A 24499-nucleotide genomic window follows, 5' to 3' on the forward strand; every position below is an offset into this window, starting at 1 on the left:
ATATGTGAAAATTATATCCATTATCGGTTATATCTCTTTTCTTCAGTGTTGCTTCTATTTTCTATTTCCGATTCTACAAAGTTAGTGATTTCCGAAATATCCGTCAGATAATCAAACCAGTTAGTGTTCTCGGTACGTTTAAACCAGGTAATCTGGCGCTTGGCAAAACGACGCGTGTTTTTCTTGATTTCTTCAACCGCAAAATCCAGGGTCGTTTTTCCGTCGAAATAATCAAATAATTCGCGATATCCGACTGTTTGTAAGGCGTTCAAATTTCTGTTCGGATATAAAGCCTGTGCTTCTTCCAACAAGCCTTCTTTCATCATCAGATCCACGCGAAGGTTAATGCGTTCGTACATTTTTTCCCTTTCAGCTTCCAGACCGATAACGATAGGAGTGAAGTTGCGGGTATTTTTCTTTTGTCCGATAAAAGAAGAATAGGGTTTTCCGCTTCCGATACAAACTTCCACAAAGCGCATCATACGCTGTGGATTAAGCAAAGTTTGCGGATTTTCTGCGGTTATTTTGGTAAAGAAACCGATATCTCTTTTTTCTAATTCGTTTTGCAGATAGGTAATCCCTTTAGCTTCGTATTCTTTTCGGATTTCCTCGCGCACAGAGGCATCAATTGCAGGAAAATCATCAAAGCCTTTCAGTACGGCATCCACATACAATCCGGAACCGCCCACCATAATCTGAATGTTATTTTCTTTAAAAAGTTCGTCCAATTTGGCAAGCGCTTCGGTTTCAAAATCACCAACAGAATATTGTTCAAAGACCGATTTGTTCTGGATGAAATGATGTTTAGCCGCAGCCAATTCTGTTGGATTCGGAACGGCTGTACCGATAGTCATTTCTTTAAAAAACTGCCGGCTGTCACAAGAGATAATCTCACATCCAAAGTGCTGTGCTAATTTTATGCTTAAAGCGGTTTTTCCAATAGCTGTAGGACCGATGATGGTTATAAGGTAATTATTCATAGTCTAATTTTTCACCGCAATGATGGCAAAAACGGGCATCTTCATTAGTAATTATAGTAGTGCAAGAGGGGCATTTTTTAGCAGTTTCGTTGGCTTTCTGAATTCTTTTCGCAGCGGCAAATTCGGCCGTTACGATTCCGGTAGGTACAGCGATAATTCCGTAACCCATAATCATGATACAGGACGCTATGATTTGTCCGAGTATGGTAACAGGTGCAATATCACCATAGCCCACAGTGGTCAGCGTAACAATACACCAATAAATACTGGTGGGAATACTGGTGAAACCGCTTTCTTTCCCTTCAACTACATACATGACGGCGCCCAATAAAATGGAAACAATCAGTACGAAATAGACAAACACGATAATTTTCGTCCGACTGGCTTTAATGGCTAATTTTAATTGTGATTCCTGACCGGTAAAATGCACTAAATTCAATATTCCGAACAAACGCAATAAACGCAACGCCCGAATCACCGACAACATTCGCGAACCCGGAATGAAAAACGACAGATACATTGGCAAAATCGAAATGAAATCGACTATACCATAAAAACTGAAAATATAGTTAAGTGGTTTTTTATTGCAGATAATCCGCAGTATGTACTCTAAAGTGAAGGATATCGTAATAATCCATTCGGATATAATAATGAAGGAATGGTATTTGGCATCAAGCTTTTCCACCGATTCCAACATCACCAACAAAACACTCAGAAGAATGACACCAAGCAGAATTAAATCGAAAAGACGTCCCGCAACAGTATTTGAACCATAAATGATGATATAAATTTTCTGTCGAAGAATTTCGTATTCCGATTTGAATTTTTTCATGAAGTGATAAGTGATACTTCAAAGTTACTTAAAATCGGACAATTTTAATGACTTTCTTTTTTCGGATGTAGTTCAGGATAATGTTTCTCGAATCCCGGTTGTTTTCCATCGGAATGATGATATTCTTCAGAATTTCGATGTTGTTAATCTGATAATTCAGATCATAAAAACAATAGCCTTTGTAAATACCATTTTCAATCAATACGGCACTTCGCTCATTTACGTTTCTGCCCTGATCCACAATAACCATGCTTTGGCTTTGCAACTGATTGGTTTCCACAAAATGGGTAACCCTTTTGTTGTATTCTTCAGGCGCTTCTTTCCCGATACAAGCTCCGTAACATTCTTTTAAATCATACTGAAAACAGCTTTTCTTAGTATCGTACAAACCATTTACTTTCTGGCAAAGATGGTTTTCTTCGGTAATTTTATGCAACAACGATTTCCCTTCCTGAAGGGTGGCAAAAGAAGTGATTTCTTTTTTTCTGCCGTCGGTTTTCTGTACTTTCAATGCAATATACCCTTCCTTATTTTTTTCGGCATACAGCGCCCACGGAAAAATGGTTTTGCGTTGCGATCTGTTGTATGGAGGTCGGTTGATTTTTATTTCTTCGCTTTCTTTCAGGAGCGCAATCAATTCGCTTCCGGTTTCTTCGAAAGTGACCGCAAAAACCTCATTTTGCAGTTTCTTGGCTTTACGGTCGGTTCCCGTAAAATGTTGGTTTACGCGTTTTTTAACGTTCTTGCTTTTTCCGATATAGATGATGGTTCCGTCCTCACGGTGAATATAATAAATTCCGGTTTTTGACGGAATACTGTCGATAATGTCCAGCAATTTCGGCGACATGCCCGCTTTTACTTCCGTCTTGATGTAGCTTTTTACGATTTCTTTTTCAAGATCTTTGGACAAAAGCATTTTGAAAAGTTTCACGGTTGCCATGGCATCTCCCGTAGCACGATGCCTGTCGGCCATTGGAATTCCCAAAGCTCTTACCAATTTCCCCAAACTGTAGGAATGATGTCCCGGTAGTAATTTTTTGGAAAGTTCAACCGTGCAGAGAGTCGGTTTTTTAAAGTCGAATCCCAACCTTCGGAATTCGGTTTGCATGATCCGGTAATCAAACGAAGCATTGTGCGCCACGATGATACAACCATCTGTAATTTCAATAATACGTTTGGCCACTTCATAAAACTTCGGAGCCGAACGCAACATCGCATTGTTAATACCGGTAAGTTTCACCACAAAAGGCTGAATCGGAATTTCCGGATTGATTAAACTGATAAACTGGTCAACAATTTCATGACCATCAAATTTATAGATGGCGATTTCCGTAATACCTTCTTCGTTGTATTGGCCTCCCGTGGTTTCTATGTCTAAAATTGCGTACAAAATTCAGTATTCAGTGTTCAGTAATCAGTGTTCGGTTCGGGATAAAATTTCTTGTCTCTCCTATCTCCCTTTTCCCTTCTTGTTTCTTGCTTCTATTTTCTATTCTCCTCCTATCTCCCTCCAAATATACTACTTCCAATCCGAACCATCGTACTTCCGCATTCAATTGCAAGTTGATAATCGCCGGACATTCCCATGGAAAGGGTGGAAAGTTGAAAATTGAAAGCTGAAAATTCTTTGTATTTATCAAAAATCTCCTTCAGATGCAGAAACTCTTTTCTGATTTGTTCCTGATTATCCGTAAAAGTGGCCATTCCCATCAAACCTACAATTTTCACGTTTTCAAAAGTTTTAAATTCTTCTGAATTCAGAATTTCATTCAGTTCCTCCTCGTTTAATCCGAATTTTGTTTCCTCTTCGGCAATGGAAATCTGCAAAAGACAGTTGATGTTTTTTCTGTATCTCTTGGCTTGTCGGTTAATTTCTTTAAGCAATTTAAAACTGTCAACACCGTGAATCAACTTCACGTAGGGAACCATGTATTTTACCTTATTCGACTGAACATGACCAATCATGTGCCATTGGATGTCTTTTGGCATTTGCTGCCACTTTTCAGTCATTTCCTGAACTTTGTTCTCCCCGAAAATGCGCTGACCGGCGTCGTAAGCTTCCATCAGATCACTAACCGGTTTGGTTTTGGAAACCGCTACCAGAGTTACGTTTTCGGGAAGTGAAGATTTTATATGTTGAAGGTTGGATTGGATTGACATTTTTAATTTATTTTGGGAGATTAAAATCAGATGTGAAAAACATTTTCAAATCTTCAAATTGACACATTTTCAAATTATTAAAGCTCATAGACCACAAGCCCACTCCGTAATTTAGGTTCAATATACGTGCTTTTGGGAGGCATGATCAGATTTTCGTCGGCAATGGTTTTAATTTCTTCGATATCGATCGGGTAGAGCGTGAAACCCACTTCAAATTCCCCCTCGTCAATTAAATCTTTTATAGCAGAAACGGATTGTTTTCCGGGAATATAATCGATGCGCTCATCGTTTCTTAAATCTCCGATTCCCAACAGCGGGTGCAGGACTTTATTATACAAAATCTGTGCGTCAAGATTGTCCAAAATGCCTTTTTCATTTTTGTTACCCTTGTAGAACAATGCGTAAAATGAACCGTCAAGATACATTCCGAATTCGTTCTTGTTCTGCGGTTTCCACAATTCCTGATCTTTCGGTTTTATGATGAAATTTTGAGAAAGTTTTTTAATAAATTCCTCTTTCGAAAGTCCGTTCAGATCACGTATAATCCGATTGAATTCATAAATTTTGATATTACTTTCGGCAATCAGAAAACTCATGAAATACTGCAGGTTTTCCTTCCCCGTATGTTTGTTCTGTTCGTACAGTAATTCCGCTGAGGCGGAGCGATGATGACCATCGGCAATATAAAGATTCGGAATCTTTTCAAAATGTTCCTGGAGCCAATCGATTTCACTTTGTGTATCAATTTTCCACAACGTATGTTTTTCTTTGTTGGTGGTGGAAAATTCATAAACCGGATTCGTTTTTTTACGTAAACCGATAAAAGTGTTGATTTCGATGCTGTCCGGGTAAGTTATCAGTACCGGTTCGGTATTGAAGTTGGTCTTATGCAGGTACTCTTTGAAAAGCTCCACGCGGTATTGCAGCGTGTCTTCATGTTTTCTGATGACATTCTCCTGATAATCCTTAACGGAAGTTCCGGCAATAATTCCCGTGAAAATTCCCGATTTTGTCTGAATTTCATAAAGGAAAAAAACCGGGTTTTCCTCAGTAATCAGAATATTTTCCTCTTTGAAATCCCGGTATTTGTGCGCAACACCTTTAAAGCGTTTGTCCGTCGAAATTTTGTGCAGATTGGCATAAGCGGGATTAATGACATGCAAAAACGAATACGGATTAAAATTCAGCCAGGCTGCGAGCTCGGCCGGACTGTAATCGTCATACGTTCTGCAGGTCACCAACGCTACTTTATCTGCAATGGGACGAACTGCTTTAAAAGGAATTATTTTGGCCATTTATTGAGGGATAAGTGATTAGGGAAAAGGGATAAGTAGAATCTGATTTTCTTAAGACTTTTCCCTTGTCCCTTCTCTCTTTTAACTTTATGCAAATTGTTTAGAAACTTTCTCTGCCTTCTTGCTTTCGGAGTAATCGTAGAAACCTTCACCGGATTTCACTCCTAATTTTCCAGCCATTACCATGTTTACCAATAACGGACACGGAGCATATTTAGGATTTTTGAATCCGTCGTACATTACGTTTAGGATTGATAAACATACGTCAAGTCCGATAAAATCAGCTAATTGTAATGGTCCCATCGGGTGTGCCATTCCTAATTTCATAACCGTATCGATTTCCTGAACACCGGCTACACCATTGTATAATGTTTCTATCGATTCGTTAATCATCGGCATTAAAATTCGGTTGGCTACGAAACCTGGGTAATCGTTTACTTCGGTAGGTGTTTTACCTAATTTTACAGATAAATCCATGATGATTTTTGTCACTTCATCAGAAGTGGAATAACCACGAATGATTTCAACCAATTTCATAATCGGCACCGGATTCATAAAATGCATTCCGATAACTCTTTCAGGATGAACTACCTGAGCCGCAATTTGTGTAATGGAAATGGAAGAGGTGTTTGACGCTAAAATCACATTAAGGTCGCAAACTTCGCTTAATTGTTTGAAGATATTCAGTTTTAAGGTTACGTTTTCTGTCGCTGCTTCAACTACTAAATCACAACCTACAACGCCGTCTTTAATATCGGTGTAAGTGATAATGTTTCCGATGGTTTTGTGTTTGTCTTCTTCGGTAATGGTTCCTTTTGCTACCATTCGGTCAAGGTTACCGGCGATGGTTGCCATTCCTTTTTCAAGGGCTTTTTCTGAAATATCAATCAATTTTACGGTGAAACCCGATTGTGCAAAAGTATGTGCAATTCCGTTGCCCATGGTTCCTGATCCGATTACAGCTATGTTTTTCATTATTGTAGTATATAAAATTTTAAAGAATTTATAAGATTATTTGTTTTCCATGCAGTCGATAATCTGGTACGCCACGCGTAAAGCTTCTGTAGCCTGTTCCAGAGTAACTACCGGAGTGGTATTGTTGTTGATGGCATCGGCAAACGTTTCCAATTCGTCTAAGATAGCATTGTTGTGTTCCACCGACGGATTATCATAATAGATTTGTTTTTTAACACCTTCCGCATTCTGTAAAATCATATCGAAATCACCCGGAACTTCCGGTGCGTCTTTCATTTTTACCACTTCGCAGACCTTGTCAAGATAATCGACCGAGATGTAAGCGTCTTTTTGGAAGAAGCGCGACTTTCGCATGTTTTTCATCGAAATTCGGCTTGAAGTGATATTGGCCACACAACCGTTTTCAAATTCAATTCGGGCATTGGCAATATCAGGAGAATCACTGATGACAGAAACTCCGCTGGCACTGATATTCTTCACTTTTGAATTCACTACACTTAAAATGGCATCAATATCATGAATCATAAGATCCAGAACCACAGGAACATCGGTACCTCTCGGATTGAATTCGGCCAATCGGTGCGTTTCGATAAACATCGGGTTTTCAATTTTATCTTTCACAGCCTTAAATGCCGGATTGAAGCGCTCCACATGACCAACCTGTCCTTTCACGTTATATTCTTTGGCCAAAGCTATGATTTCTTCGGCTTCTTCTACAGTGGTGGAAATCGGTTTTTCAATAAAAACGTGTTTGCCCGATTTGATGGCAACCCGCGCACATTTATAATGGGAAAGGGTAGGGGTAACGATATCGATTACATCGACCGCATGGATTAATTTCGCGATCGTGTCGAAATGTTTATAACCGAATTCGGCTGCAATTTTTTCGGCGTATTCCTGATTTTCATCGTAAAAGCCTACTAATTCATATTTTTCAGACTGATTGAGTAATCGTAAATGTATTTTTCCAAGGTGTCCGGCACCTAAAACGCCTACTTTTAGCATAGAAATCTATTTTTTATTTCATAACAGTTCGGCCTACAGCCTCGAGTGAACAAATGTAATATTATTTGTTTACAATTTAAAGTCAAAAGGTTGTCGTTTTTTAGAATTTTGATTTTGATTTTTGGGAATTTTAAGCCTATTTTTACCGAAATAAACATGCCGGAAAAGTGAGAGATTTAGCCAGACATCAAGGACTTAGAAATCAGTTGGTAACCATTTTGGAAAAGAAAGGGATTACTGATAGAAGCGTATTGGAAGCCATCAGAAAGATTCCGAGACACTTATTTCTGAATTCAGGTTTTGAAGATTTCGCCTATCAGGACAAGCCGTTCCCGATAGGAGCAGGGCAGACTATTTCACAACCTTACACAGTAGCATTTCAATCAGAATTACTTCAGGTTAAAAAAGACGATAAAGTTTTGGAAATCGGAACCGGATCGGGATATCAGACCGCGGTTTTGTATACGATGGGAGCCAAAGTGTATTCGGTTGAAAGACAAAACGAATTGTTTAAATCAACATCTTTATTGTTGCCTAAATTGGGCATCCGTCCGAAACATCTTGGTTTTGGTGACGGTTACAAAGGATTGCCGGGTTACGCTCCTTTTGACAGTATCATTGTAACTGCGGGTGCTCCGTTTATTCCGCAACCTTTAATGGCGCAACTTAAAATAGGAGGCAGACTGGTAATTCCTGTTGGGGAAAATGTTCAGGTAATGACGTTGCTTATCAGAAAAAACGAAACCCAGTTTGAAAAACACGAATTCGGTGATTTTCGTTTTGTTCCGCTTCTGGAAGATAAGAATTAGGAATTCCTTTTTTACTTTCTCTTAGGATCCAAAAAACCATCCTTTTCCATCTGTTTCACCACTTCTATCATAATATTATTGGTTGTGGTTTCAACATCCGTAATATTTGTAGATTTTGTGGTGCCTGTCCAAATCAGTTTATTCTGGTTTAACGAGAAAACGTTTGTTTCCACAATATAATGGGTGTTCTCCTGATAATAGCCGGGCGTATAAAAATTGGGGGAATAATAACCATACCAGTTGTCGAAACCATAGCCATAACCATATCCCATTCCGCCGTAATACATATCGGAATAAGTACCCGGTACGTAATTGGTTTCTTTTTCCATATTTACCAATCGCATGGTAATCACCCCGTCATAATTTTCGCTTTTGAGAATGCTTAACCGTTGTTCTTTAGTAAGATCAACCGTTGCTCCGTTTAAAAAAGCATACGAACTGTGGAATATCGGATTATTTGCTACGATCGTGTTTTCCGTATTTCTTCGGGTTCTTTCATCTTTCAACAATGCGACCACCATTACCTTTTTAAACTGTTCTTTCGCGGCATTGGATTCCGGATCTTTCCAACTGTTTACAATAACTGTGTCGGTACTGCCGCAACTCATAAGGGAGACGAACAGCAATAGAGCTACATATCTTTTCATGGTGTATCGGATAAAGTTCACACCAAGTTAAGAAAAATTTTATAAAAACGGATAATGTGCTGAAAATTAGTTTAGAACGATTTTTTTATACGGTCCAAATCGCGTTTTGTATCTTGCTCTTTAAGTGATTCGCGTTTATCGTAGGTTTTCTTTCCCCGACATAGTGCGATGTCCAATTTCGCCAGTCCTTTTTCGTTGGTAAAAAGACGCAGGGGAATAATGGTCAGTCCTTTATTCTGTACACTTTTTAAAAGACCTTTCAGTTCGCGTTTGTTAAGAAGTAGTTTTCGCTCGCTTTTTGCTTTGTGGTTGTAATGGGTTCCGTAAAGGTATTCTTCGATGTGAGAGTTGATCACGAAAAGCTCTGTTCCGTGAAATTCGCAGAAACTTTCAGCAATTCCGGCCTTACCCAAGCGAATGGATTTTATTTCGGTTCCGGTCAATACAATTCCAGCCGTATATTTTTCGAGAATTTCATAATCGAATTTGGCTCTTTTGTTAAGTATGTTGACCGTTTTTTGCATAGGATGGCAAATGTATGAACAAATTGAGGAAAGAACAATAGTTTAAGGTAATTTCAGCAATTGGTGCGTGATAAATTCTCCGACAATCGTTACTATATAAAGATTTCCAAAGTTATCCTCATCAATATCCGGATAGATGTCCTGATTGATCAGTTGGTTAACAAGCGTGGGTACGGTATTCATATGTCCGGCTATCAAAACCTTTTTTCCGATGCAGTCTTTCCGGAATTGCTGCATGTTGATATTTCTGAAACTATAGGTTTCGATTTCCTTTTTGTTTTTATGGGCGACCGGAGTAACGGTTTGGATTGTTCTTACATAATCGGTACTGTAAATCAGATCAAAATTGATTTCGGAAAATATCCTGCTCCAGTTTTCAGCCCGCTTTAAACCTATTTCCGTCAGATGTGGATTGCTTGAGTTTCCTTCTTTTTCGGCATGGCGAATAAAATAAAACACTGTGGATTCATTGGTTTGTTTGCTGAATTGCGATGATTCCGACATAGTATGGATTTTAAGCTGCTATTTATTTAAAAGCGAGTACACATAACTGTCGAGGTATTTTCCCTGCCAGTAGCAATCTTCCTTAAAATGACCTTCACGGATAAAACCGTTTTTTTCCAGCAGTTTCCATGATGCAAAATTTTCGGGATCGGTTATCGCTTCAATGGAATGCAGTTTCATTTCGTTAAAACCATATTTGATGATTTCAGTTAAAGCTTCCTGCATGATGCCCATTCCGTGAAAGTCGGCAGAAAGCATATAGCCTATTTCAGCCCTGTGGTTTTCGGGTTGCATCCGGAAATAACCAATATTGCCTATCAGTTTATTGTTTTCTTTCAGAGAAATTGCCCAATTGATGCATTCCTTGTTTTCCAGTAGGCCTTGCATGTATTCAATATGGGTTACCGCGTCTTCAATAGTTTTCGGCAGTTCTCTCGGAATGTATTTCATAATTTCCGGATTGGAACGCAAAGCAAACATTTCAGGAGCATCATCCTTTATGATCTGGCGAAGAATCAGACGTTCGGTGGTCAGGACAGGAAAAACAGAGAAATCGAAAGTGAGCATGTTTACTATCAGTTGATTAGTTTTTTTGAAATTATATTTTGAAAATAATATTGGAAAATTACTAAAAAAACACTGATGCCTTCGTTTTTTTGATTAAAATTATTAAATTTAGAAATCCAAAACTGACAAACTAACTATTAAGTACTATGAATTACAATTTTGAAACCATTGACAAAGAGAAAATCGGATCATTAACATTTCCTAATGAGGATGTTCTTGATGATGACAAAGAAGCCATTAAACAGCGAAAAGATGATTTGGACAGGGCATTGACCTTAGGGAATCTGGAACATCTGAAAATTAAGATTTATTTTGAAGACGACACTTCCAAAAAAATGGTGGACACAACCGTTTGGGGGTTAACCGAAGAAAGGATTATTTTAAAACAGGGTGTTGTGATACCGATTAAAAGAATCTACAAAACAATTTAGCTATCTTATGATAGCTTTTTTTATGAAAAATAATGATAAAGGAATTGTGTTAATTATAACAAAACATACTGAAATTTTTAACACACCTTCCTTAATTAAACGCCTAACTTTACTCTGTGTAAACTCCAAAACTCCATCTACTGAATTCTTGTGTGGTAAGTTGATTGCCAATTTGAAAAAGAATTGATTACTAATGCCGGTATTATTTGAATCAAAATAATGTTATAATTCACATAACAAAAGGGGAAGTTATTGAAAGCCTTAGAATTGTTGCGTTATTCCATATAAAAAATAAAAAAATCAAAAAATCAAAAATCGAGCATTATGAAATCAATTATTTGTTTATTAGTGAGTGTAGGGTTCGCTCTTACGGGCTTCGCACAGGATAAGAAAACATCCACAAATGTTTCAGATGATGGAAGTATGGAAACCAAAAAATTGCCTGAGATGGTAATTAAAAGAGCCGGTAGCGATTTTTCGGTATATCTTCCCGAATATGAAAATGAGGATGTGAAAATCAAAAGTTTGCAGGAGGCCTTCATCGCCTATGATTTAGGTAAGGATTATGAAGGACACGAAAATTATTTGGTGACTATGAAAGTTAAAGACGGCTCACTTGCGGCCACTTATGATGAAAACGGTAAGTTGACAAGTGTCGTTGAAAAATACAATAATGTGAAATTGCCATCCGTTGTTATTTATAATGTTTACAAAAATTATCCTGGTTGGACAATTGTGAACGATAAGTATTTGTATTCACAGGAAGATGGTGATATAAAACAGAAACAATACAATCTGAAACTTGCCAAAGGAGATGAAACCAAAAAAATTGTGGTCAATTCAAAAGGTGAGATACTGAAAGGATAAATATCCTGAAAGATTGAAAAAAAAGCTGTCTGCCTACTGAGACAGCTTTTTTTGTTTTTTATTTATTCGTTAAAATCCAAATCTTTGTCATGGGTTTCCTCTATTGTAAGCGTCGCATAAATGCCGAGCCCAAAAGCCATAAAACCGACGATGGAGGCAGACAAGATAACGCCATTGTTTATTTTTAACCCGTCAAAAGCCAATAACATTACGGGAACAAGTCCGCGAACCATGTTGGGAATGGTCGTTGTTGCAGTACTTCTTATGTTGGTGCCGAATTGTTCAGAACCCACGGTAACAAACATTGCCCAATATCCTGTTCCCAGTCCGAGCCAGGCACAGTAGAAATAATACATGTTTTCGGATTTTGTTCCGCTGAAAAGCAAAAGGCCTACGCCAATGAGAGTGAACAACATCATATAAAAAATGGCTTTCTTTCTGGATTGGAGCCAATGTGAAATAAATCCGCTCGCAAAATCACCTGCCGAAATACCTACATACGCCCACATGATAGCCTTCCCGGGTGTAATGGATGTAATGCCCATAACCGGTGCAAACTGGTTGGCCATCATGGCTAAGATTCCGATACAAAACCATGTGGGTAATCCTATGGCGATGCATTTCATATATTTTTCAAAGCGATTCCAATTGGTGAAGAACGAAATGAAATTTCCTTTTTTAATGGATGCCGAATTTTTTATGTCATTATAAATTCCCGATTCCACGACACTTACGCGAAGCAATAGTAGCATCAGTCCTAAACCGCCTCCGATAAAATAAGCAATGGTCCAATCGCCGGCCAGTTCAACAGTAAGTTGTGCCACCACGGCTCCCAATAATCCGAAACCGGCCACGATGGAAGTTCCTATGGCACGCAATTGTTTCGGAAGGGATTCTGAAACCAAAGTGATTCCGGCGCCTAATTCTCCTGCCAGACCAACTCCTGCTATAAAACGGAGTAGGGCATAGATGGTCGTTTTGTCCTCAAAAGGCATTTGCGGTAAAAACCCACAGGCAATATTGGCAATGGAATAAACCAGAATGGATCCGAAAAGTACCGAGAGCCTTCCTTTTTTATCGCCCAAGACACCCCAGAGAATTCCGCCTAGAAGTAATCCGACCATCTGATAATTTAAAATCAGTGTTCCAGCGGTATCAACATCCAGATTCAGATCTTTAAGGCTTGGAACTCTTACGATTCCGAATAAAAGTAAATCGTAAATATCAACGAAATAACCTAAGGCCGCTACAATTACAGGAAATGAGAAAAGATGCTTCAGTTTTTCATTAAGGGTGAACTCTTTCATTTTGGTTTTTTGATTTTGATTTCAAAAATAGAAAAATAAATGAGTTTGTTAATTTGGTATTTTTTAGATATTTACGGTGATATAGTATAAATTGTACAGAATATTTACTAAATTAGTGCAATAGTTGAGGTAATAATTCGTAAAACAATCAAAATTATGGAATCATTTAAAAAAATTATTCTTTCGTTTGTCCTGTTATTCAGTTTAGCCGTTTTGAGCCAGACGAATAAAGATAAGGTGGTTACCAATAAGGATAAAGTGGTTACAAAAAGGCTTTATACTGAAAAAGAAGTTGAAAAAATTCGACAGAATTACAGAAAAGAAGTAAAAACCATCGGGATGTCTCCGGCAGTAGAAAAAAAATATGCTAAAATTGTAACCGACTATACCAAAAAGCTGAGTGATGTTAACAGAGACAGGACCAAAACAAGAGAGCAGTATATAGCCAGTGTTAATAGAATAGTTCGTGAGCAGAATTCCAAAATTCAAAAAATATTGACCCCAACTCAGTATAAAAGGCATCTGATTATTTACAATCCGTATGCGGAAAGTGCCAGATACCGCATTGAGCATTCGAAATAAAATTCCATTTATATTTTCACATGCATGTTCGCTTTCTAACGGGAAGCGAACATTTTTTTTGTAAAAAAGTAATTTTCTGTTCGATTAGCTAAGTTAGCCAGCCGGTTCTGTTGAAATAAAAAAATACCTGACAATTTCCTAAGAATTTGTCAGGTATAACCAAAACAATATGAAAAAACTACTTACTCTTTATTTTCTTCCGATTGGTTTCTGAACACCAGCTGGCCGTCAAAACAATCTAACAAAATGATACTGTCTGTCGCCACTTTACCGGACAGGATTTCTTTAGATAATTCGTTGAGGACATCCTTCTGAATCACTCGTTTAACCGGTCTTGCTCCAAATGTCGGATCGTATCCTTTTTCGGATAAATAGGCTATCGCTTCCGGTGTGGTATCCATGGTAATGTGTTGGTGAGCCAACATTTTGATAACGCTTTTCAGTTGTAAACCAACAATCTCTTTGATGTTGTCACTGCTTAGCGGAGTGAACATCACAATCTCATCAATACGATTTATAAATTCCGGTCGAACCGTTTGTTTCAGTAAACCTAAAACTTCTGTTTTTGCTGCTTCGGTTGCTGCTTCAATACCGCCTTTTAAATTCTCGAATTTCTCTTGTATGATGGCGCTTCCCATATTGGATGTCATGATGATGATGGTGTTTTTGAAATCAGCCAAACGTCCTTTGTTGTCGGTCAAGCGTCCTTCGTCCAATACCTGTAATAAGATGTTAAACGTGTCGGGATGCGCTTTTTCGATCTCATCCAATAATACTACAGAATACGGTTTACGTCGAACGGCTTCCGTTAACTGTCCGCCTTCATCATAACCAACATATCCCGGAGGCGCACCTACCAATCTGCTCACGCTGTGACGTTCCTGGTATTCGCTCATGTCGATACGTGTCATGGCGTTTTCGTCGTCGAATAGATATTCCGCCAAGGCTTTTGCCAATTCGGTTTTACCCACACCGGTAGTTCCTAAGAACAGGAAGGAACCGATTGGTTTTTTAGGATCCTGTAATCCGGCTCGGCTTCTGCGTACTGCGTCACTGATTGCCTGAATAGCTTCTTCCTGACCTACAACTCTGTTATGCAATTCATCTTCCAGTTTCAGTAACTTTTCGCGTTCGCTTTGCAGCATTTTGGTTACCGGAATGCCGGTCCATTTGGCCACAACTTCGGCGATATCATCGTGGGTTACTTCTTCTTTGATAAGGGAAGTACCCGCCTGGTTTTCCTGTAATTGTTTTTGTAATGCTTCCAGTTTTTCCGTCGCTTCTTTGATCTTTCCGTAGCGAATTTCAGCTACTTTTCCGTAATCACCGTCGCGTTCTGCTCGTTCTGCTTCGGCTTTAAAATCTTCAATTTCCTGCTTTACGGTCTGAATGTTATCAACTACATCTTTTTCTGATTTCCATTTGGTGAAAATTTCGTTGCGTTCTTCTTTCAGATTCGCCAGATCCATGCCGAGCATCTTTAATTTATTCTCATCATTTTCACGTTTGATGGCTTCGATTTCGATTTCCAACTGCATGATCTTTCTGTCCAAAACATCCAGTTCTTCTGGTTTGGAGTTGATTTCCATGCGTAATTTCGAAGCGGCTTCGTCCATTAAGTCGATGGCTTTGTCCGGTAAAAAACGATTGGTGATGTAGCGCTGTGATAATTCCACCGCTGCAATAATCGCATCGTCTTTGATACGCACTTTATGATGGGTTTCATATTTTTCTTTGATTCCGCGTAAGATGGAAATCGCACTTTCGGTATCCGGTTCGTCGACCATTACTTTCTGGAAACGACGCTCCAGGGCTTTGTCTTTTTCGAAGTATTTCTGATATTCGTCTAATGTTGTTGCACCGATGGCTCTCAGTTCACCACGGGCCAAAGCCGGTTTCAGAATGTTTGCAGCATCCATCGCACCTTCGCCACCGCCGGCACCCACAAGTGTATGAATTTCGTCAATGAATAAAACAATATCTCCTTCGGCAGAAGTTACTTCTTTTACTACCGATTTCAAACGCTCTTCAAATTCCCCTTTGTATTTCGCGCCGGCAATCAGCGCGCCCATATCCAGAGAAAAAACGATTTTGTCCTTCAGGTTTTCCGGTACGTCGCCGTCTACGATTCGGTGCGCCAAACCTTCGGCAATAGCAGTTTTACCCACACCGGGTTCACCAACTAACATTGGATTGTTTTTGGTTCGTCGGGTAAGAATCTGTAACACACGACGAATTTCCTCATCACGACCGATAACAGGATCCAGTTTTCCAGTTCGGGCCAATTCGTTGAGGTTTTTGGCGTATTTGTTTAAGGCATTATAAGTGTCTTCTGCCGAAGCTGAGGTTACACGTTCTCCTTTTCGGATTTCAGCAATCGCGGTTTCCAGACCTTTTTCGGTTACGCCCTGATCTTTTAAAATTTGAGAAACTTTGCTTTTCGATTTGAAAATAGCCAGAATCAAATGTTCGACAGAAACGTATTCATCGTTCATTTTTTTGGCAATGTTGTTGGCTTCCAAAAGCGTGTTGTTTGCTTCTCTTGACAACATGATTTCACCGCCGGATACTCTTGGGAAACTCTGAATTGTACTGTCCAGAATCTGTTTGAACAAATCGACATTCACATTCAGTTTTTTCAGAATGAAAGGCGCTACGTTTTCATCGACTTCGAGAATACCTTTAAAAAAGTGTTCGTTTTCAAGCTGTTGCTGTCCGAAGCCTTGCGCAATTTGCTGTGCTTGCTGAATGGCTTCCTGCGATTTAATTGTAAAGTTATTTAAGTTCATAGTGTTAAAAACTATTTATCGTTGTTGTAATTGTTTAGCTTTGCATTGCGTTGGACAATTTGTATTCCAATGTTAAAAATCAGACAAAATGACTTATTTTGACCTTTTTTAAAGGATTTAATAAGACAAAATGTCGTAAAATAAGACAAAATGAGCTTTATTAAAAACATCTTCGGTAGTTCAGGGGAAGAAAATACACAACCCAAAATGGATTGGTTTTCGCTTACCGATTTGGAGCAGTTAAATGAAATAATGGATTTGTCACATGAAAATCCGGTTGTTATCTTCAAACACAGTACGCGTTGCAGCATAAGCAGAATGGCGTTAAAGCAATTTGAAAACGAATTTACGCTGAAGGATAAAGTTACGCCCTATTTTTTGGATTTACTAAATTATAGAGAAATTTCCAATACGATAGCTTCTAAATTTGAAGTTACTCACCAATCACCGCAAATGATTGTGGTTAAGGGAGGCAAAGCGGTTTATGACGCTTCGCATAGTGATATTGATGCTTCCCGTCTTGCGGATTTTATCGGCTAAAAAAAATAAAATTTTTTAAAAAATCTGAATTTAATGTTTGTAAATCGTTTTTTTACCTACTTTTGCTGAACAATTCGAAACAAATGAAAAATTTATCTATTATTCCTTCAATTATTATTGTAAATGTGATTATCACATCTGCAAGGGGAATGCTATAGAATATATTATAAAAATATTTTTGAAGCCTCCCGAGAAATCAGGAGGCTTTTTTAATTTACACAGAAATCACATGAAAACCAATATGAATATTATTATCAGCATTATTATTCGCTCTTCCGAGTGAGTCAGGCTGGTAGTATCCCATTTTTAAGCCTTTCTCATTCGCTTGAGAGAGGCTTTTTTAATTTACACAGAATCCACATGAAAACTAATATGAACATTATTATTATTAGCATTATTATTCGCTCTTCCGGGTGAGTCAGGCTGGTATTGTCCAATTTTTAAGCCTTTCTCATTCGCCTGAGAAAGGCTTTTTTATTTTCTGATTATTTGAAACAATTTAAAATCAAACCAATATGTATTACAACAACAGTTCAGTAATCTTTCTTAACGGAAAGTTTGTAAAAGCAAATGAATCATCAACGGATCTGTACAGCCAGACCCTGCACTACGGTTATGGCGTATTTGAAGGCATTCGGGCCTATGCTACCGAAAACGGTACTCGGGTTTTTAAGGCCAAAGAGCATTATGACCGATTAAAAAAATCATGTGAACTTGTCAATATCCCATTTGATTACACGACAGCGGAATTAGTCGATGCTACCTATGAACTATTACAAAAGAACAACTTATCGGATGCCTATGTTCGCCCGTTGGTTTTCTGCGACCCAAACATGAGTTTAACCAAACCGAATAATGTTTCCATAATGATCTGTGCCTGGGAATGGGGTGCTTATTTGGGAGACAAACAACTGCGATTAACGGTTTCATCTTATTGCCGACCACATCCACGTTCGATAAAAATTGAAGCAAAAGTTTGCGGGCATTATGTGAATTCTATCCTTGCCACGAGTGAGGCAAAAGACAATGGATATGATGAAGCCCTGCTTTTGGATAGCGATGGTTATTTGGCAGAAGGTCCTGGCGCAAATCTGTTTTTTGAAAAAGAAGGAGTTTTATTCACACCTAAATTAGGCAACATTCTGCCGGGAATAACACGTGCTACAGTTTTGGAACTAGCGGATAAATTAGGTATTCAAGTAAAACAAGGACTTTATACGCCTGAAGAATTAGAGTCGGCTGATAGCGCTTTTTATTGCGGAACCGCAGCCGAGGTAATCGGAATAGAATCGGTAGATGATAATAAGTTTCCTAAAAATTGGAATGATACGGTTGGGAAAAAATTGCTGGAAGCCTATTCACAATTGGTAAGGGAATCGGAAAAAACACTAAGCACAAAATACTAATGACAACATTAAACAAATACAGTAAAACCATCACGCAAGACGAAACCCAACCCGCTGCACAAGCCATGCTTTACGGAATCGGATTAACGGAAGAAGATCTGCTAAAGGCGCAAGTAGGCATCGTAAGTACCGGTTATGAAGGCAATACTTGTAACATGCATCTGAACGATTTGGCAAAAGAAGTAAAAGCAGGTGTTCAGGACGAAAACCTCGTTGGTTTGATTTTTAATACAATTGGAGTAAGTGACGGCATTTCCAACGGAACAGAAGGAATGCGTTTTTCTTTAGTCTCAAGAGATGTGATTGCCGATTCCATTGAAACCGTGGTAAGCGCACAATGGTACGATGCCGTTTTAGCAGTAGTGGGATGCGATAAAAACATGCCCGGTTCTGTTATGGCAATGGGCAGGTTGAACCGTCCTGCGATTATGATTTACGGAGGGACCATTCATTCCGGGAATTGGAAAGGGGAATCGTTAAACATCGTTTCGGCTTTTGAAGCTTTAGGGAAAAAATTCAGCAATACCATAACGCCCGAAGATTTTAAAGGAGTGATTAAAAATGCCTGTCCGGGAGCCGGAGCCTGTGGTGGAATGTATACGGCAAATACAATGGCATCAGCAATTGAAGCTTTGGGAATGAGCTTACCTTATAGCTCGTCTAATCCGGCTTTAAGCAACGAAAAGAAGGAGGAATGTCTGAATGCAGGGAAAGCTATCAAGGTTTTACTGGAGAAAGACATCAAACCCAAAGACATTATGACCAAAAAAGCTTTTGAAAATGCGATGACGATGGTAACGGTTTTAGGAGGTTCCACCAATGCTGTAATGCATTTAATCGCGATGGCACATTCAGTGGATATTGAATTGACCTTAGAGGATTTTCAGAAAATAAGTGATAAAACACCGGTTTTGGCCGATTTAAAGCCAAGCGGAAAATACTTAATGGAAGATTTGCATGCCGTGGGAGGAATTCCGGCAGTAATGAAATATTTATTGGAGCATAACCTGTTGCATGGCGATTGCTTAACGGTTACCGGAAAAACAGTGGCTGAAAATGTAGCGAATGTCCCCAATCTGAAAGATGGACAAGACGTCTTCCTCCATTTAAAAACACCGTTAAAACCAACCGGACATTTGCAAATACTATATGGAAACTTAGCATCGGAAGGCAGTGTGGCAAAAATAAGCGGCAACGAAGGCGATTATTTTGAAGGTGCAGCAAAAGTATATGATAATGAATATGCTGTGATTGAAGGGGTAAAAAACGGAGAAGTAAAATCGGGTGATGTTGTGGTAATTCGTTATTGCGGACCAAAAGGCGGCCCCGGAATGCCCGAAATGCTGAAACCGACTTCAGCCATAATGGGAGCGGGATTAGGAAAAAGCGTAGCGTTAATAACTGATGGAAGATTTTCAGGAGGGACACACGGTTTTGTGGTCGGGCATATCACGCCGGAAGCTTATGTGGGCGGAACCATCGCACTCGTAAAAGACGGAGATACCATCACCATTGACACAAAAAAGAACACCATCGAATTAAAAGTGAGCGAACAAGAACTACAGCAACGAAAATCCGAATGGAAACAACCAAAACTCAAAGCAACAAAAGGGGTTTTGTACAAATATGCCCAATGTGTTTCAAGTGCGTCCACGGGCTGCGTAACCGATAATTAATTCTAAAAGTAACAGTAATGGACATAACAAAAATAACAGGAGCGCAGGCGGTATTGGAATCCTTAGTGGCTGAGAATGTTGATACTATATTCGGATATCCCGGAGGTGCCATAATGCCCATTTATGACGCTTTGTATGATTATTCAAATGTCGTAAATCATATATTGGTACGTCACGAGCAGGGTGCTATTCATGCCGTTCAGGGCTATGCCAGAACCTCCGGGAAAGTGGGGATGGTGTTTGCCACATCGGGTCCCGGAGCCACGAACCTCATTACCGGTTTAGCGGATGCTTTAATCGATTCAACGCCTTTGGTTTGCATCACTGGACAAGTGGCTTCCCATCTTTTAGGAACAGATGCTTTTCAGGAAACAGATGTGATAGGAATATCAATGCCGGTTACCAAATGGAATTGTCAAGTTACCAAAGCAGAAGACATTCCGGCAGCTATTGCCAAAGCTTTTTATATCGCTCAAACCGGTCGTCCCGGACCTGTTTTGATTGATATTACTAAAGATGCTCAGTTTGGTGAAATGGAATTTAGCTACGAAAGGTGTACAAAAATCCGAAGCTATCATCCAAAACCGGAGGTGAACAAACAAGCAGTGGAAGCCGCCGCATTGTTAATCAATCAGGCTAAAAAGCCCTTTTTAGTAATTGGTCAGGGAATCATGTTGTCCAATGCCGAAAAGGAATTGCTCCAATTTGCCGAAAAATCAGGAATCCCGGTAGCTTCTACGCTTTTAGGCTTGGGCGCATTTCCGAATAATCATCCGAAATATGTTGGTTTTTTGGGGATGCATGGAGATTATGCTCCCAACATAAAAACGAACGAATGTGATGTGCTTATTGCCATCGGAATGCGTTTCGATGACAGGGTCACGGGTGATGTGTCGCGCTATGCCAAACAAGCCAAGGTAATTCATGTTGATATTGATGCGTCCGAAATCAATAAGATAATAAAAGCGGATGTTCCCGTTCATGCGGATGCGAAAGACGCCTTACAGTTATTAACCGAATTAGTCAGTGAAAAAGAGCACACGGCTTGGTTACAGGAATTCAAATCAGCTAAAGAAATGGAAGTGAGAACCTTGCAGGAAAGCGCGGCACTTTTACAGTCGGAGGAATTGAAAATGGATGAAGTCATCAAAATGGTTTCGAAAATCACTAATGGGGAAGCTGTTGTGGTGACCGATGTAGGACAACATCAAATGATGACTGCACGCTATTATCAATACAACAAAACCAAAAGTAATATTACTTCGGGCGGATTGGGGACGATGGGATTTGCACTTCCCGCAGCTATCGGAGCAAAATTTGGAGCTCCCGAAAAAACCGTAGTCGCCATTATTGGTGATGGTGGTTTTCAGATGACCTTGCAGGAATTGGGGACTATTTTACAAAGTAAAGTTGACGTTAAAATCATCATTTTAAATAATCGGTTTCTTGGGATGGTCCGTCAATGGCAACAACTGTTTTTTGAAAAACGCTATTCGTTTACCGAAATGATAAGCCCTGATTTTGTGACGTTGGCCAAAGCATACGACATTGAAGCAGCAAAAATTGAAACAAGAACCGATTTGGAAGACGCCTTACTGAAAATACTGAATCACAAGGGTTCCTATTTGTTGGAAGTAATGGTGGCAAAAGAAGAAAATGTATTCCCGATGGTACCCACTGGAGCATCGGTATCGGAAATACGATTAAACTAATTTAAAAAATTCAGAAATGGAAAAAACAGTTACAGTATCCGTCTTTACCGAAAACAGCATCGGAATGCTAAACCGCATCACCATCATTTTCACGAGAAGGCATCTGAATATTGACAGCATAACAGCCTCCGAATCGGAAATGAAAGGGGTGTTTCGGTATACGATTGTTTTACGGACAACGCTCGAAAAGGTCAATAAGGTCATCGGACAAATTGAAAAATTAGTGGATGTCCTGAAAGCATTCGTTCATGAAGAATCAGAGATCGTACATCAGGAAATCGCATTGTATAAAATCAGAACCAATACTTTAACCAATGGCGATGTCGAAAGAGTAATCCGTGAAAACCATGCTCGTATCCTAACGGTGGATCCTGAATTCATGGTCATCGAAAAAACGGGTCATGTGGCAGAAACGCAATTGCTTTTTGAAAGCCTAAAACCTTTTGGTATACTCGAATTTGCCCGCTCTGGAAGGGTGGCGGTGACCAAACCGATGAAAGAACTCAGCACTTATTTAAAAGAATTAGAACAATTAAGTTAACAGCTAAATAATTAAAAATGGCAACAATCAATTTTGGAGGCGTCCTTGAAAACGTAGTGACACGAGATGAATTTCCGCTAAATAAAGCGCAAGAAATATTAAAAAACGAAACAATAGCCGTTATCGGTTATGGGGTGCAAGGTCCTGGACAGGCCCTTAATTTAAAGGACAATGGTATAAAAGTAATTGTCGGACAACGCAAAGGAACGTCAAGTTGGAATAAGGCTCTGGTGGATGGTTGGGAAGTAGATAAAACACTTTTTGAAGTGGAGACTGCTTGTGAAAAAGCTAGCATAGTAATGAATTTACTTTCGGATGCCGGACAGATACAGGCTTGGGAAGGAATGAAAAAACATCTAACGAAAGGGAAAGCCCTTTATTTTTCGCACGGTTTTGGGGTTACGTTTCACGAAAAAACAGGAATCGTTCCGCCTAAAGATATCGATGTGTTTTTAGTTGCGCCCAAAGGTTCCGGAGCATCATTAAGAAGCTTGTTTTTAGAAGGACAAGGTCTTAATTCGAGCTATGCCGTGTTTCAGGATGCGACAGGAAAAGCACAAGAGCGAGCCTTGGCTTTGGGGATTGCCATAGGTTCCGGTTATTTGTTTGAAACCACTTTTCAGAAAGAAGTTTACAGTGATCTAACCGGAGAAAGAGGCGTTTTAATGGGAGCTTTAGCCGGAATTTTCGAAGCTCAATACAATGTGTTACGTCAACGTGGACATTCGCCAAGCGAGGCATTCAACGAAACGGTAGAAGAGCTCACACAAAGCCTTATGCCATTAGTAGCGGAAAACGGGATGGACTGGATGTATGCCAATTGTTCCACTACAGCTCAAAGAGGCGCATTAGATTGGAAAGGAAAATTCCGCGCTGCGACAGAGCCGGTTTTAAATGAATTGTATGACAGCGTAGTTTCCGGCAAAGAAGCCGAAATCGTGATTGAAGCAAACAGCAAACCCGATTATCGTGAGAAATTGCAGGAAGAACTAGCTGTTTTACAAAAAAGCGAATTCTGGCAAACCGGTGTGCAAGTGCGTAAACTAAGACCAACCAAATAATGACACTATTAGAAAAAGTATATCAAGCTCAGGAATGCATTCAAGACGTAGCGGTGCATACGCCATTGGTGAAAAATGAAAACCTCAGTGAAGAATTATCGGCTCAGGTTTGGCTGAAAAGGGAAGATTTACAACCGATCCGTTCTTATAAACTGAGAGGTGCCTACAATAAAATTGTTTCGCTTAATGCAAATGAAAAAGCCAAAGGCGTCGTTTGTGCCAGTGCCGGTAATCATGCTCAGGGTGTAGCGTATGCCTGCAATAAACTCAATATAAAAGCTACGATATTTATGCCGGTTACCACGCCTCAGCAAAAAATAAAACAAGTGAAATTGTTTGGAAAAGATAAGGTTGAGGTGGTTTTAAAAGGAGATACTTTTGACGAAGCGTTTCATCATGCCAGCCTTTTTTGTGAGGAACGTCAAGCGGTTTTTATTCATCCGTTTGATGATGAAAAAGTAATCGCCGGACAGGGAACCGTCGCATTGGAATTGTTGGAAGACGCAAAGTCGCCGATTGATTTTTTGTTTGTTCCGATTGGCGGTGGCGGTCTGGCTGCGGGAATGGTTACGGTTTTTGATCAATTGAGTATGCATACCAAAATAATCGGAGTGGAACCTGCCGGGGCCGCATCCATGAAAACATCCATCAAAAATGGCGTAAACACCACATTGGAAGAAATTGACAAATTCATTGACGGTGCGGCGGTAAAGCGTGTTGGCAATCTGACATTTGAAATTTGTAAAAACAGTTTACACGATATTATTCCGGTTCCCGAAGGAAAAGTATGCACGACAATTTTACGTTTGTATAATGAAGATGCAATTGTAGTGGAACCCGCCGGAGCTTTAACGATTGCCGCACTTGATTTTTACAAAGAGGAAATAAAAGGAAAAAACATAGTGTGCATTGTGAGCGGAAGCAATAACGATATCACCCGAACCGAAGAAATAAAGGAACGTTCTCTCTTGTATGAAGGATTGAAGCATTATTTCGTCGTCAATTTTCCGCAGCGTCCCGGAGCACTGAAAGAGTTCGTGAACAAAGTTTTGGGGGACAATGATGATATCACCTATTTTCAGTTTTCCCAGAAAAACAATCGGGAAAGTGGACCGGCGGTAGTAGGAATTGAATTAAAAAACAAAAAGGATTTTGTTAAAATCGAGGAGCAATTAAAACTCAGAAAGTTTAATTATCAGTATCTTAATGAAAATGAAGATTTGTTTATCCATTTAATCGGATAAATAACGTACAGTGAAAATGGAAAAGGCTGTCTGGGTAAAGACAGC

General features: G+C 39.4%; 24 protein-coding genes. 11 read left to right on the forward strand and 13 right to left on the reverse strand.

The genetic code is table 11. The features are described 5' to 3' along the window. Nucleotides 1-20: 20 nt before the first annotated feature. From miaA to FLJC2902T_RS11785, 7 genes are all read right to left on the reverse strand, one after another. Nucleotides 21-980, reverse strand: coding sequence for a tRNA (adenosine(37)-N6)-dimethylallyltransferase MiaA (gene miaA / locus FLJC2902T_RS11755; RefSeq protein WP_023580012.1), 960 nt, complete (start codon nucleotides 978-980; stop codon nucleotides 21-23). Then, complete coding sequence (locus FLJC2902T_RS11760; protein ID WP_035678540.1) at nucleotides 973-1812, reverse strand: ion transporter; 840 nt, start codon at nucleotides 1810-1812, stop codon at nucleotides 973-975. Before FLJC2902T_RS11760 ends, miaA begins: the two co-directional genes overlap by 8 nt. Nucleotides 1813-1840: 28 nt before the next feature. Next, nucleotides 1841-3202 (reverse strand): exonuclease domain-containing protein, encoded by a 1362-nt coding sequence (locus FLJC2902T_RS11765; protein ID WP_023580013.1) that lies wholly within the window; start codon nucleotides 3200-3202, stop codon nucleotides 1841-1843. A 110-nt stretch (nucleotides 3203-3312) separates the two neighbouring features. Further along, on the reverse strand, nucleotides 3313-3972 hold the full coding sequence (locus FLJC2902T_RS11770) for a YggS family pyridoxal phosphate-dependent enzyme (protein ID WP_023580014.1): 660 nt from the start codon (nucleotides 3970-3972) through the stop codon (nucleotides 3313-3315). Nucleotides 3973-4049: 77 nt separating this feature from the next. Beyond that, a complete protein-coding gene (locus FLJC2902T_RS11775) occupies nucleotides 4050-5267 on the reverse strand; it encodes a DUF1015 domain-containing protein (RefSeq protein WP_023580015.1) in 1218 nt (405 codons plus the stop codon). 87 nt (nucleotides 5268-5354) lie between these two features. After that, a complete protein-coding gene (locus FLJC2902T_RS11780) occupies nucleotides 5355-6242 on the reverse strand; it encodes a 3-hydroxyacyl-CoA dehydrogenase family protein (RefSeq protein ID WP_023580016.1) in 888 nt (295 codons plus the stop codon). 36 nt (nucleotides 6243-6278) lie between these two features. Continuing rightward, entirely contained in the window at nucleotides 6279-7247 is a 969-nt protein-coding gene (locus FLJC2902T_RS11785) for a Gfo/Idh/MocA family protein (RefSeq protein WP_023580017.1), read from the reverse strand. Nucleotides 7248-7414: 167 nt separating this feature from the next. On the opposite strand from FLJC2902T_RS11785, the gene FLJC2902T_RS11790 reads away from it, so the two are divergent. Further along, complete coding sequence (locus tag FLJC2902T_RS11790; RefSeq protein WP_035678543.1) at nucleotides 7415-8056, forward strand: protein-L-isoaspartate(D-aspartate) O-methyltransferase; 642 nt, start codon at nucleotides 7415-7417, stop codon at nucleotides 8054-8056. Nucleotides 8057-8067: 11 nt separating this feature from the next. Here FLJC2902T_RS11790 and FLJC2902T_RS11795 read toward each other — a convergent pair whose 3' ends face one another. From FLJC2902T_RS11795 to FLJC2902T_RS11810, 4 genes are all read right to left on the reverse strand, one after another. Then, nucleotides 8068-8703 carry a hypothetical protein gene (locus tag FLJC2902T_RS11795; RefSeq protein ID WP_035678545.1) on the reverse strand — a complete coding sequence of 212 codons (636 nt, stop codon included), beginning with the start codon at nucleotides 8701-8703 and terminating at the stop codon, nucleotides 8068-8070. Nucleotides 8704-8774: 71 nt separating this feature from the next. Further along, nucleotides 8775-9227: an SsrA-binding protein SmpB gene (gene smpB, locus FLJC2902T_RS11800; protein ID WP_023580020.1), complete on the reverse strand. Its 453-nt coding sequence runs from the start codon at nucleotides 9225-9227 to the stop codon at nucleotides 8775-8777. A gap of 42 nt (nucleotides 9228-9269) precedes the next feature. Then, nucleotides 9270-9731: a phosphoglycerate mutase family protein gene (locus FLJC2902T_RS11805; protein ID WP_023580021.1), complete on the reverse strand. Its 462-nt coding sequence runs from the start codon at nucleotides 9729-9731 to the stop codon at nucleotides 9270-9272. A gap of 18 nt (nucleotides 9732-9749) precedes the next feature. After that, nucleotides 9750-10298 (reverse strand): GNAT family N-acetyltransferase, encoded by a 549-nt coding sequence (locus tag FLJC2902T_RS11810; RefSeq protein WP_023580022.1) that lies wholly within the window; start codon nucleotides 10296-10298, stop codon nucleotides 9750-9752. 146 nt (nucleotides 10299-10444) lie between these two features. Between FLJC2902T_RS11810 and FLJC2902T_RS11815 the strand changes: the two genes are divergently transcribed. Then, nucleotides 10445-10729, forward strand: a complete 285-nt coding sequence (locus tag FLJC2902T_RS11815; protein WP_023580023.1) for a hypothetical protein — start codon at nucleotides 10445-10447, stop codon at nucleotides 10727-10729. 324 nt (nucleotides 10730-11053) lie between these two features. Continuing rightward, complete coding sequence (locus FLJC2902T_RS11820) at nucleotides 11054-11596, forward strand: hypothetical protein (RefSeq protein ID WP_023580024.1); 543 nt, start codon at nucleotides 11054-11056, stop codon at nucleotides 11594-11596. 62 nt (nucleotides 11597-11658) lie between these two features. On the opposite strand, the gene FLJC2902T_RS11825 is transcribed toward FLJC2902T_RS11820, so the two are convergent. After that, the gene (locus FLJC2902T_RS11825) at nucleotides 11659-12903 is read right to left on the reverse strand and encodes an MFS transporter (RefSeq protein WP_023580025.1); all 1245 of its coding nucleotides are present in this window, start codon (nucleotides 12901-12903) and stop codon (nucleotides 11659-11661) included. A 156-nt stretch (nucleotides 12904-13059) separates the two neighbouring features. On the opposite strand from FLJC2902T_RS11825, the gene FLJC2902T_RS11830 reads away from it, so the two are divergent. Continuing rightward, nucleotides 13060-13485 (forward strand): hypothetical protein, encoded by a 426-nt coding sequence (locus FLJC2902T_RS11830; RefSeq protein ID WP_023580026.1) that lies wholly within the window; start codon nucleotides 13060-13062, stop codon nucleotides 13483-13485. 182 nt (nucleotides 13486-13667) lie between these two features. On the opposite strand, the gene clpB is transcribed toward FLJC2902T_RS11830, so the two are convergent. Beyond that, nucleotides 13668-16274, reverse strand: coding sequence for an ATP-dependent chaperone ClpB (gene clpB, locus FLJC2902T_RS11835; protein ID WP_023580027.1), 2607 nt, complete (start codon nucleotides 16272-16274; stop codon nucleotides 13668-13670). 150 nt (nucleotides 16275-16424) lie between these two features. Here clpB and ytxJ point away from each other — a divergent pair, with 150 nt between their 5' ends. The 7 genes from ytxJ to ilvA all read left to right on the forward strand — a co-directional run bounded on the left by ytxJ (nucleotide 16425) and on the right by ilvA (nucleotide 24454). Continuing rightward, a complete protein-coding gene (ytxJ, locus tag FLJC2902T_RS11840) occupies nucleotides 16425-16814 on the forward strand; it encodes a bacillithiol system redox-active protein YtxJ (protein ID WP_023580028.1) in 390 nt (129 codons plus the stop codon). 515 nt (nucleotides 16815-17329) lie between these two features. Next, nucleotides 17330-18220 (forward strand): branched-chain amino acid transaminase, encoded by an 891-nt coding sequence (locus FLJC2902T_RS11845; RefSeq protein ID WP_023580029.1) that lies wholly within the window; start codon nucleotides 17330-17332, stop codon nucleotides 18218-18220. Beyond that, the gene (gene ilvD, locus FLJC2902T_RS11850) at nucleotides 18220-19896 is read left to right on the forward strand and encodes a dihydroxy-acid dehydratase (RefSeq protein WP_035678549.1); all 1677 of its coding nucleotides are present in this window, start codon (nucleotides 18220-18222) and stop codon (nucleotides 19894-19896) included. Before FLJC2902T_RS11845 ends, ilvD begins: the two co-directional genes overlap by 1 nt. Before the next feature lie 17 nt (nucleotides 19897-19913). Further along, nucleotides 19914-21608 (forward strand): biosynthetic-type acetolactate synthase large subunit, encoded by a 1695-nt coding sequence (gene ilvB, locus FLJC2902T_RS11855; protein ID WP_023580031.1) that lies wholly within the window; start codon nucleotides 19914-19916, stop codon nucleotides 21606-21608. A gap of 16 nt (nucleotides 21609-21624) precedes the next feature. Beyond that, a complete protein-coding gene (gene ilvN, locus FLJC2902T_RS11860) occupies nucleotides 21625-22149 on the forward strand; it encodes an acetolactate synthase small subunit (RefSeq protein ID WP_023580032.1) in 525 nt (174 codons plus the stop codon). Between the two features lie 17 nt (nucleotides 22150-22166). Next, complete coding sequence (gene ilvC, locus FLJC2902T_RS11865) at nucleotides 22167-23210, forward strand: ketol-acid reductoisomerase (protein WP_023580033.1); 1044 nt, start codon at nucleotides 22167-22169, stop codon at nucleotides 23208-23210. Further along, the gene (gene ilvA / locus FLJC2902T_RS11870; protein WP_035678553.1) at nucleotides 23210-24454 is read left to right on the forward strand and encodes a threonine ammonia-lyase IlvA; all 1245 of its coding nucleotides are present in this window, start codon (nucleotides 23210-23212) and stop codon (nucleotides 24452-24454) included. Before ilvC ends, ilvA begins: the two co-directional genes overlap by 1 nt. Nucleotides 24455-24499: the final 45 nt, after the last annotated feature.

This window comes from Flavobacterium limnosediminis JC2902, assembly GCF_000498535.1.
GTDB lineage: Bacteria > Bacteroidota > Bacteroidia > Flavobacteriales > Flavobacteriaceae > Flavobacterium > Flavobacterium limnosediminis.

What these genes read in the sequence shown, in the direction of transcription:
- miaA (WP_023580012.1), bottom strand. Translation starts at nt 980, where the DNA reads ATGAATAATTACCTTATAACCATCATCGGTCCTACAGCTATTGGAAAA.
- FLJC2902T_RS11760 (WP_035678540.1), bottom strand. Translation starts at nt 1,812, where the DNA reads ATGAAAAAATTCAAATCGGAATACGAAATTCTTCGACAGAAAATTTAT.
- FLJC2902T_RS11770 (WP_023580014.1), bottom strand. Translation starts at nt 3,972, where the DNA reads ATGTCAATCCAATCCAACCTTCAACATATAAAATCTTCACTTCCCGAA.
- FLJC2902T_RS11775 (WP_023580015.1), bottom strand. Translation starts at nt 5,267, where the DNA reads ATGGCCAAAATAATTCCTTTTAAAGCAGTTCGTCCCATTGCAGATAAA.
- FLJC2902T_RS11780 (WP_023580016.1), bottom strand. Translation starts at nt 6,242, where the DNA reads ATGAAAAACATAGCTGTAATCGGATCAGGAACCATGGGCAACGGAATT.
- FLJC2902T_RS11785 (WP_023580017.1), bottom strand. Translation starts at nt 7,247, where the DNA reads ATGCTAAAAGTAGGCGTTTTAGGTGCCGGACACCTTGGAAAAATACAT.
- FLJC2902T_RS11795 (WP_035678545.1), bottom strand. Translation starts at nt 8,703, where the DNA reads ATGAAAAGATATGTAGCTCTATTGCTGTTCGTCTCCCTTATGAGTTGC.
- smpB (WP_023580020.1), bottom strand. Translation starts at nt 9,227, where the DNA reads ATGCAAAAAACGGTCAACATACTTAACAAAAGAGCCAAATTCGATTAT.
- FLJC2902T_RS11805 (WP_023580021.1), bottom strand. Translation starts at nt 9,731, where the DNA reads ATGTCGGAATCATCGCAATTCAGCAAACAAACCAATGAATCCACAGTG.
- FLJC2902T_RS11810 (WP_023580022.1), bottom strand. Translation starts at nt 10,298, where the DNA reads ATGCTCACTTTCGATTTCTCTGTTTTTCCTGTCCTGACCACCGAACGT.
- FLJC2902T_RS11815 (WP_023580023.1), top strand. Translation starts at nt 10,445, where the DNA reads ATGAATTACAATTTTGAAACCATTGACAAAGAGAAAATCGGATCATTA.
- FLJC2902T_RS11820 (WP_023580024.1), top strand. Translation starts at nt 11,054, where the DNA reads ATGAAATCAATTATTTGTTTATTAGTGAGTGTAGGGTTCGCTCTTACG.
- FLJC2902T_RS11825 (WP_023580025.1), bottom strand. Translation starts at nt 12,903, where the DNA reads ATGAAAGAGTTCACCCTTAATGAAAAACTGAAGCATCTTTTCTCATTT.
- FLJC2902T_RS11830 (WP_023580026.1), top strand. Translation starts at nt 13,060, where the DNA reads ATGGAATCATTTAAAAAAATTATTCTTTCGTTTGTCCTGTTATTCAGT.
- clpB (WP_023580027.1), bottom strand. Translation starts at nt 16,274, where the DNA reads ATGAACTTAAATAACTTTACAATTAAATCGCAGGAAGCCATTCAGCAA.
- ytxJ (WP_023580028.1), top strand. Translation starts at nt 16,425, where the DNA reads ATGAGCTTTATTAAAAACATCTTCGGTAGTTCAGGGGAAGAAAATACA.
- FLJC2902T_RS11845 (WP_023580029.1), top strand. Translation starts at nt 17,330, where the DNA reads ATGTATTACAACAACAGTTCAGTAATCTTTCTTAACGGAAAGTTTGTA.
- ilvD (WP_035678549.1), top strand. Translation starts at nt 18,220, where the DNA reads ATGACAACATTAAACAAATACAGTAAAACCATCACGCAAGACGAAACC.
- ilvB (WP_023580031.1), top strand. Translation starts at nt 19,914, where the DNA reads ATGGACATAACAAAAATAACAGGAGCGCAGGCGGTATTGGAATCCTTA.
- ilvN (WP_023580032.1), top strand. Translation starts at nt 21,625, where the DNA reads ATGGAAAAAACAGTTACAGTATCCGTCTTTACCGAAAACAGCATCGGA.
- ilvC (WP_023580033.1), top strand. Translation starts at nt 22,167, where the DNA reads ATGGCAACAATCAATTTTGGAGGCGTCCTTGAAAACGTAGTGACACGA.
- ilvA (WP_035678553.1), top strand. Translation starts at nt 23,210, where the DNA reads ATGACACTATTAGAAAAAGTATATCAAGCTCAGGAATGCATTCAAGAC.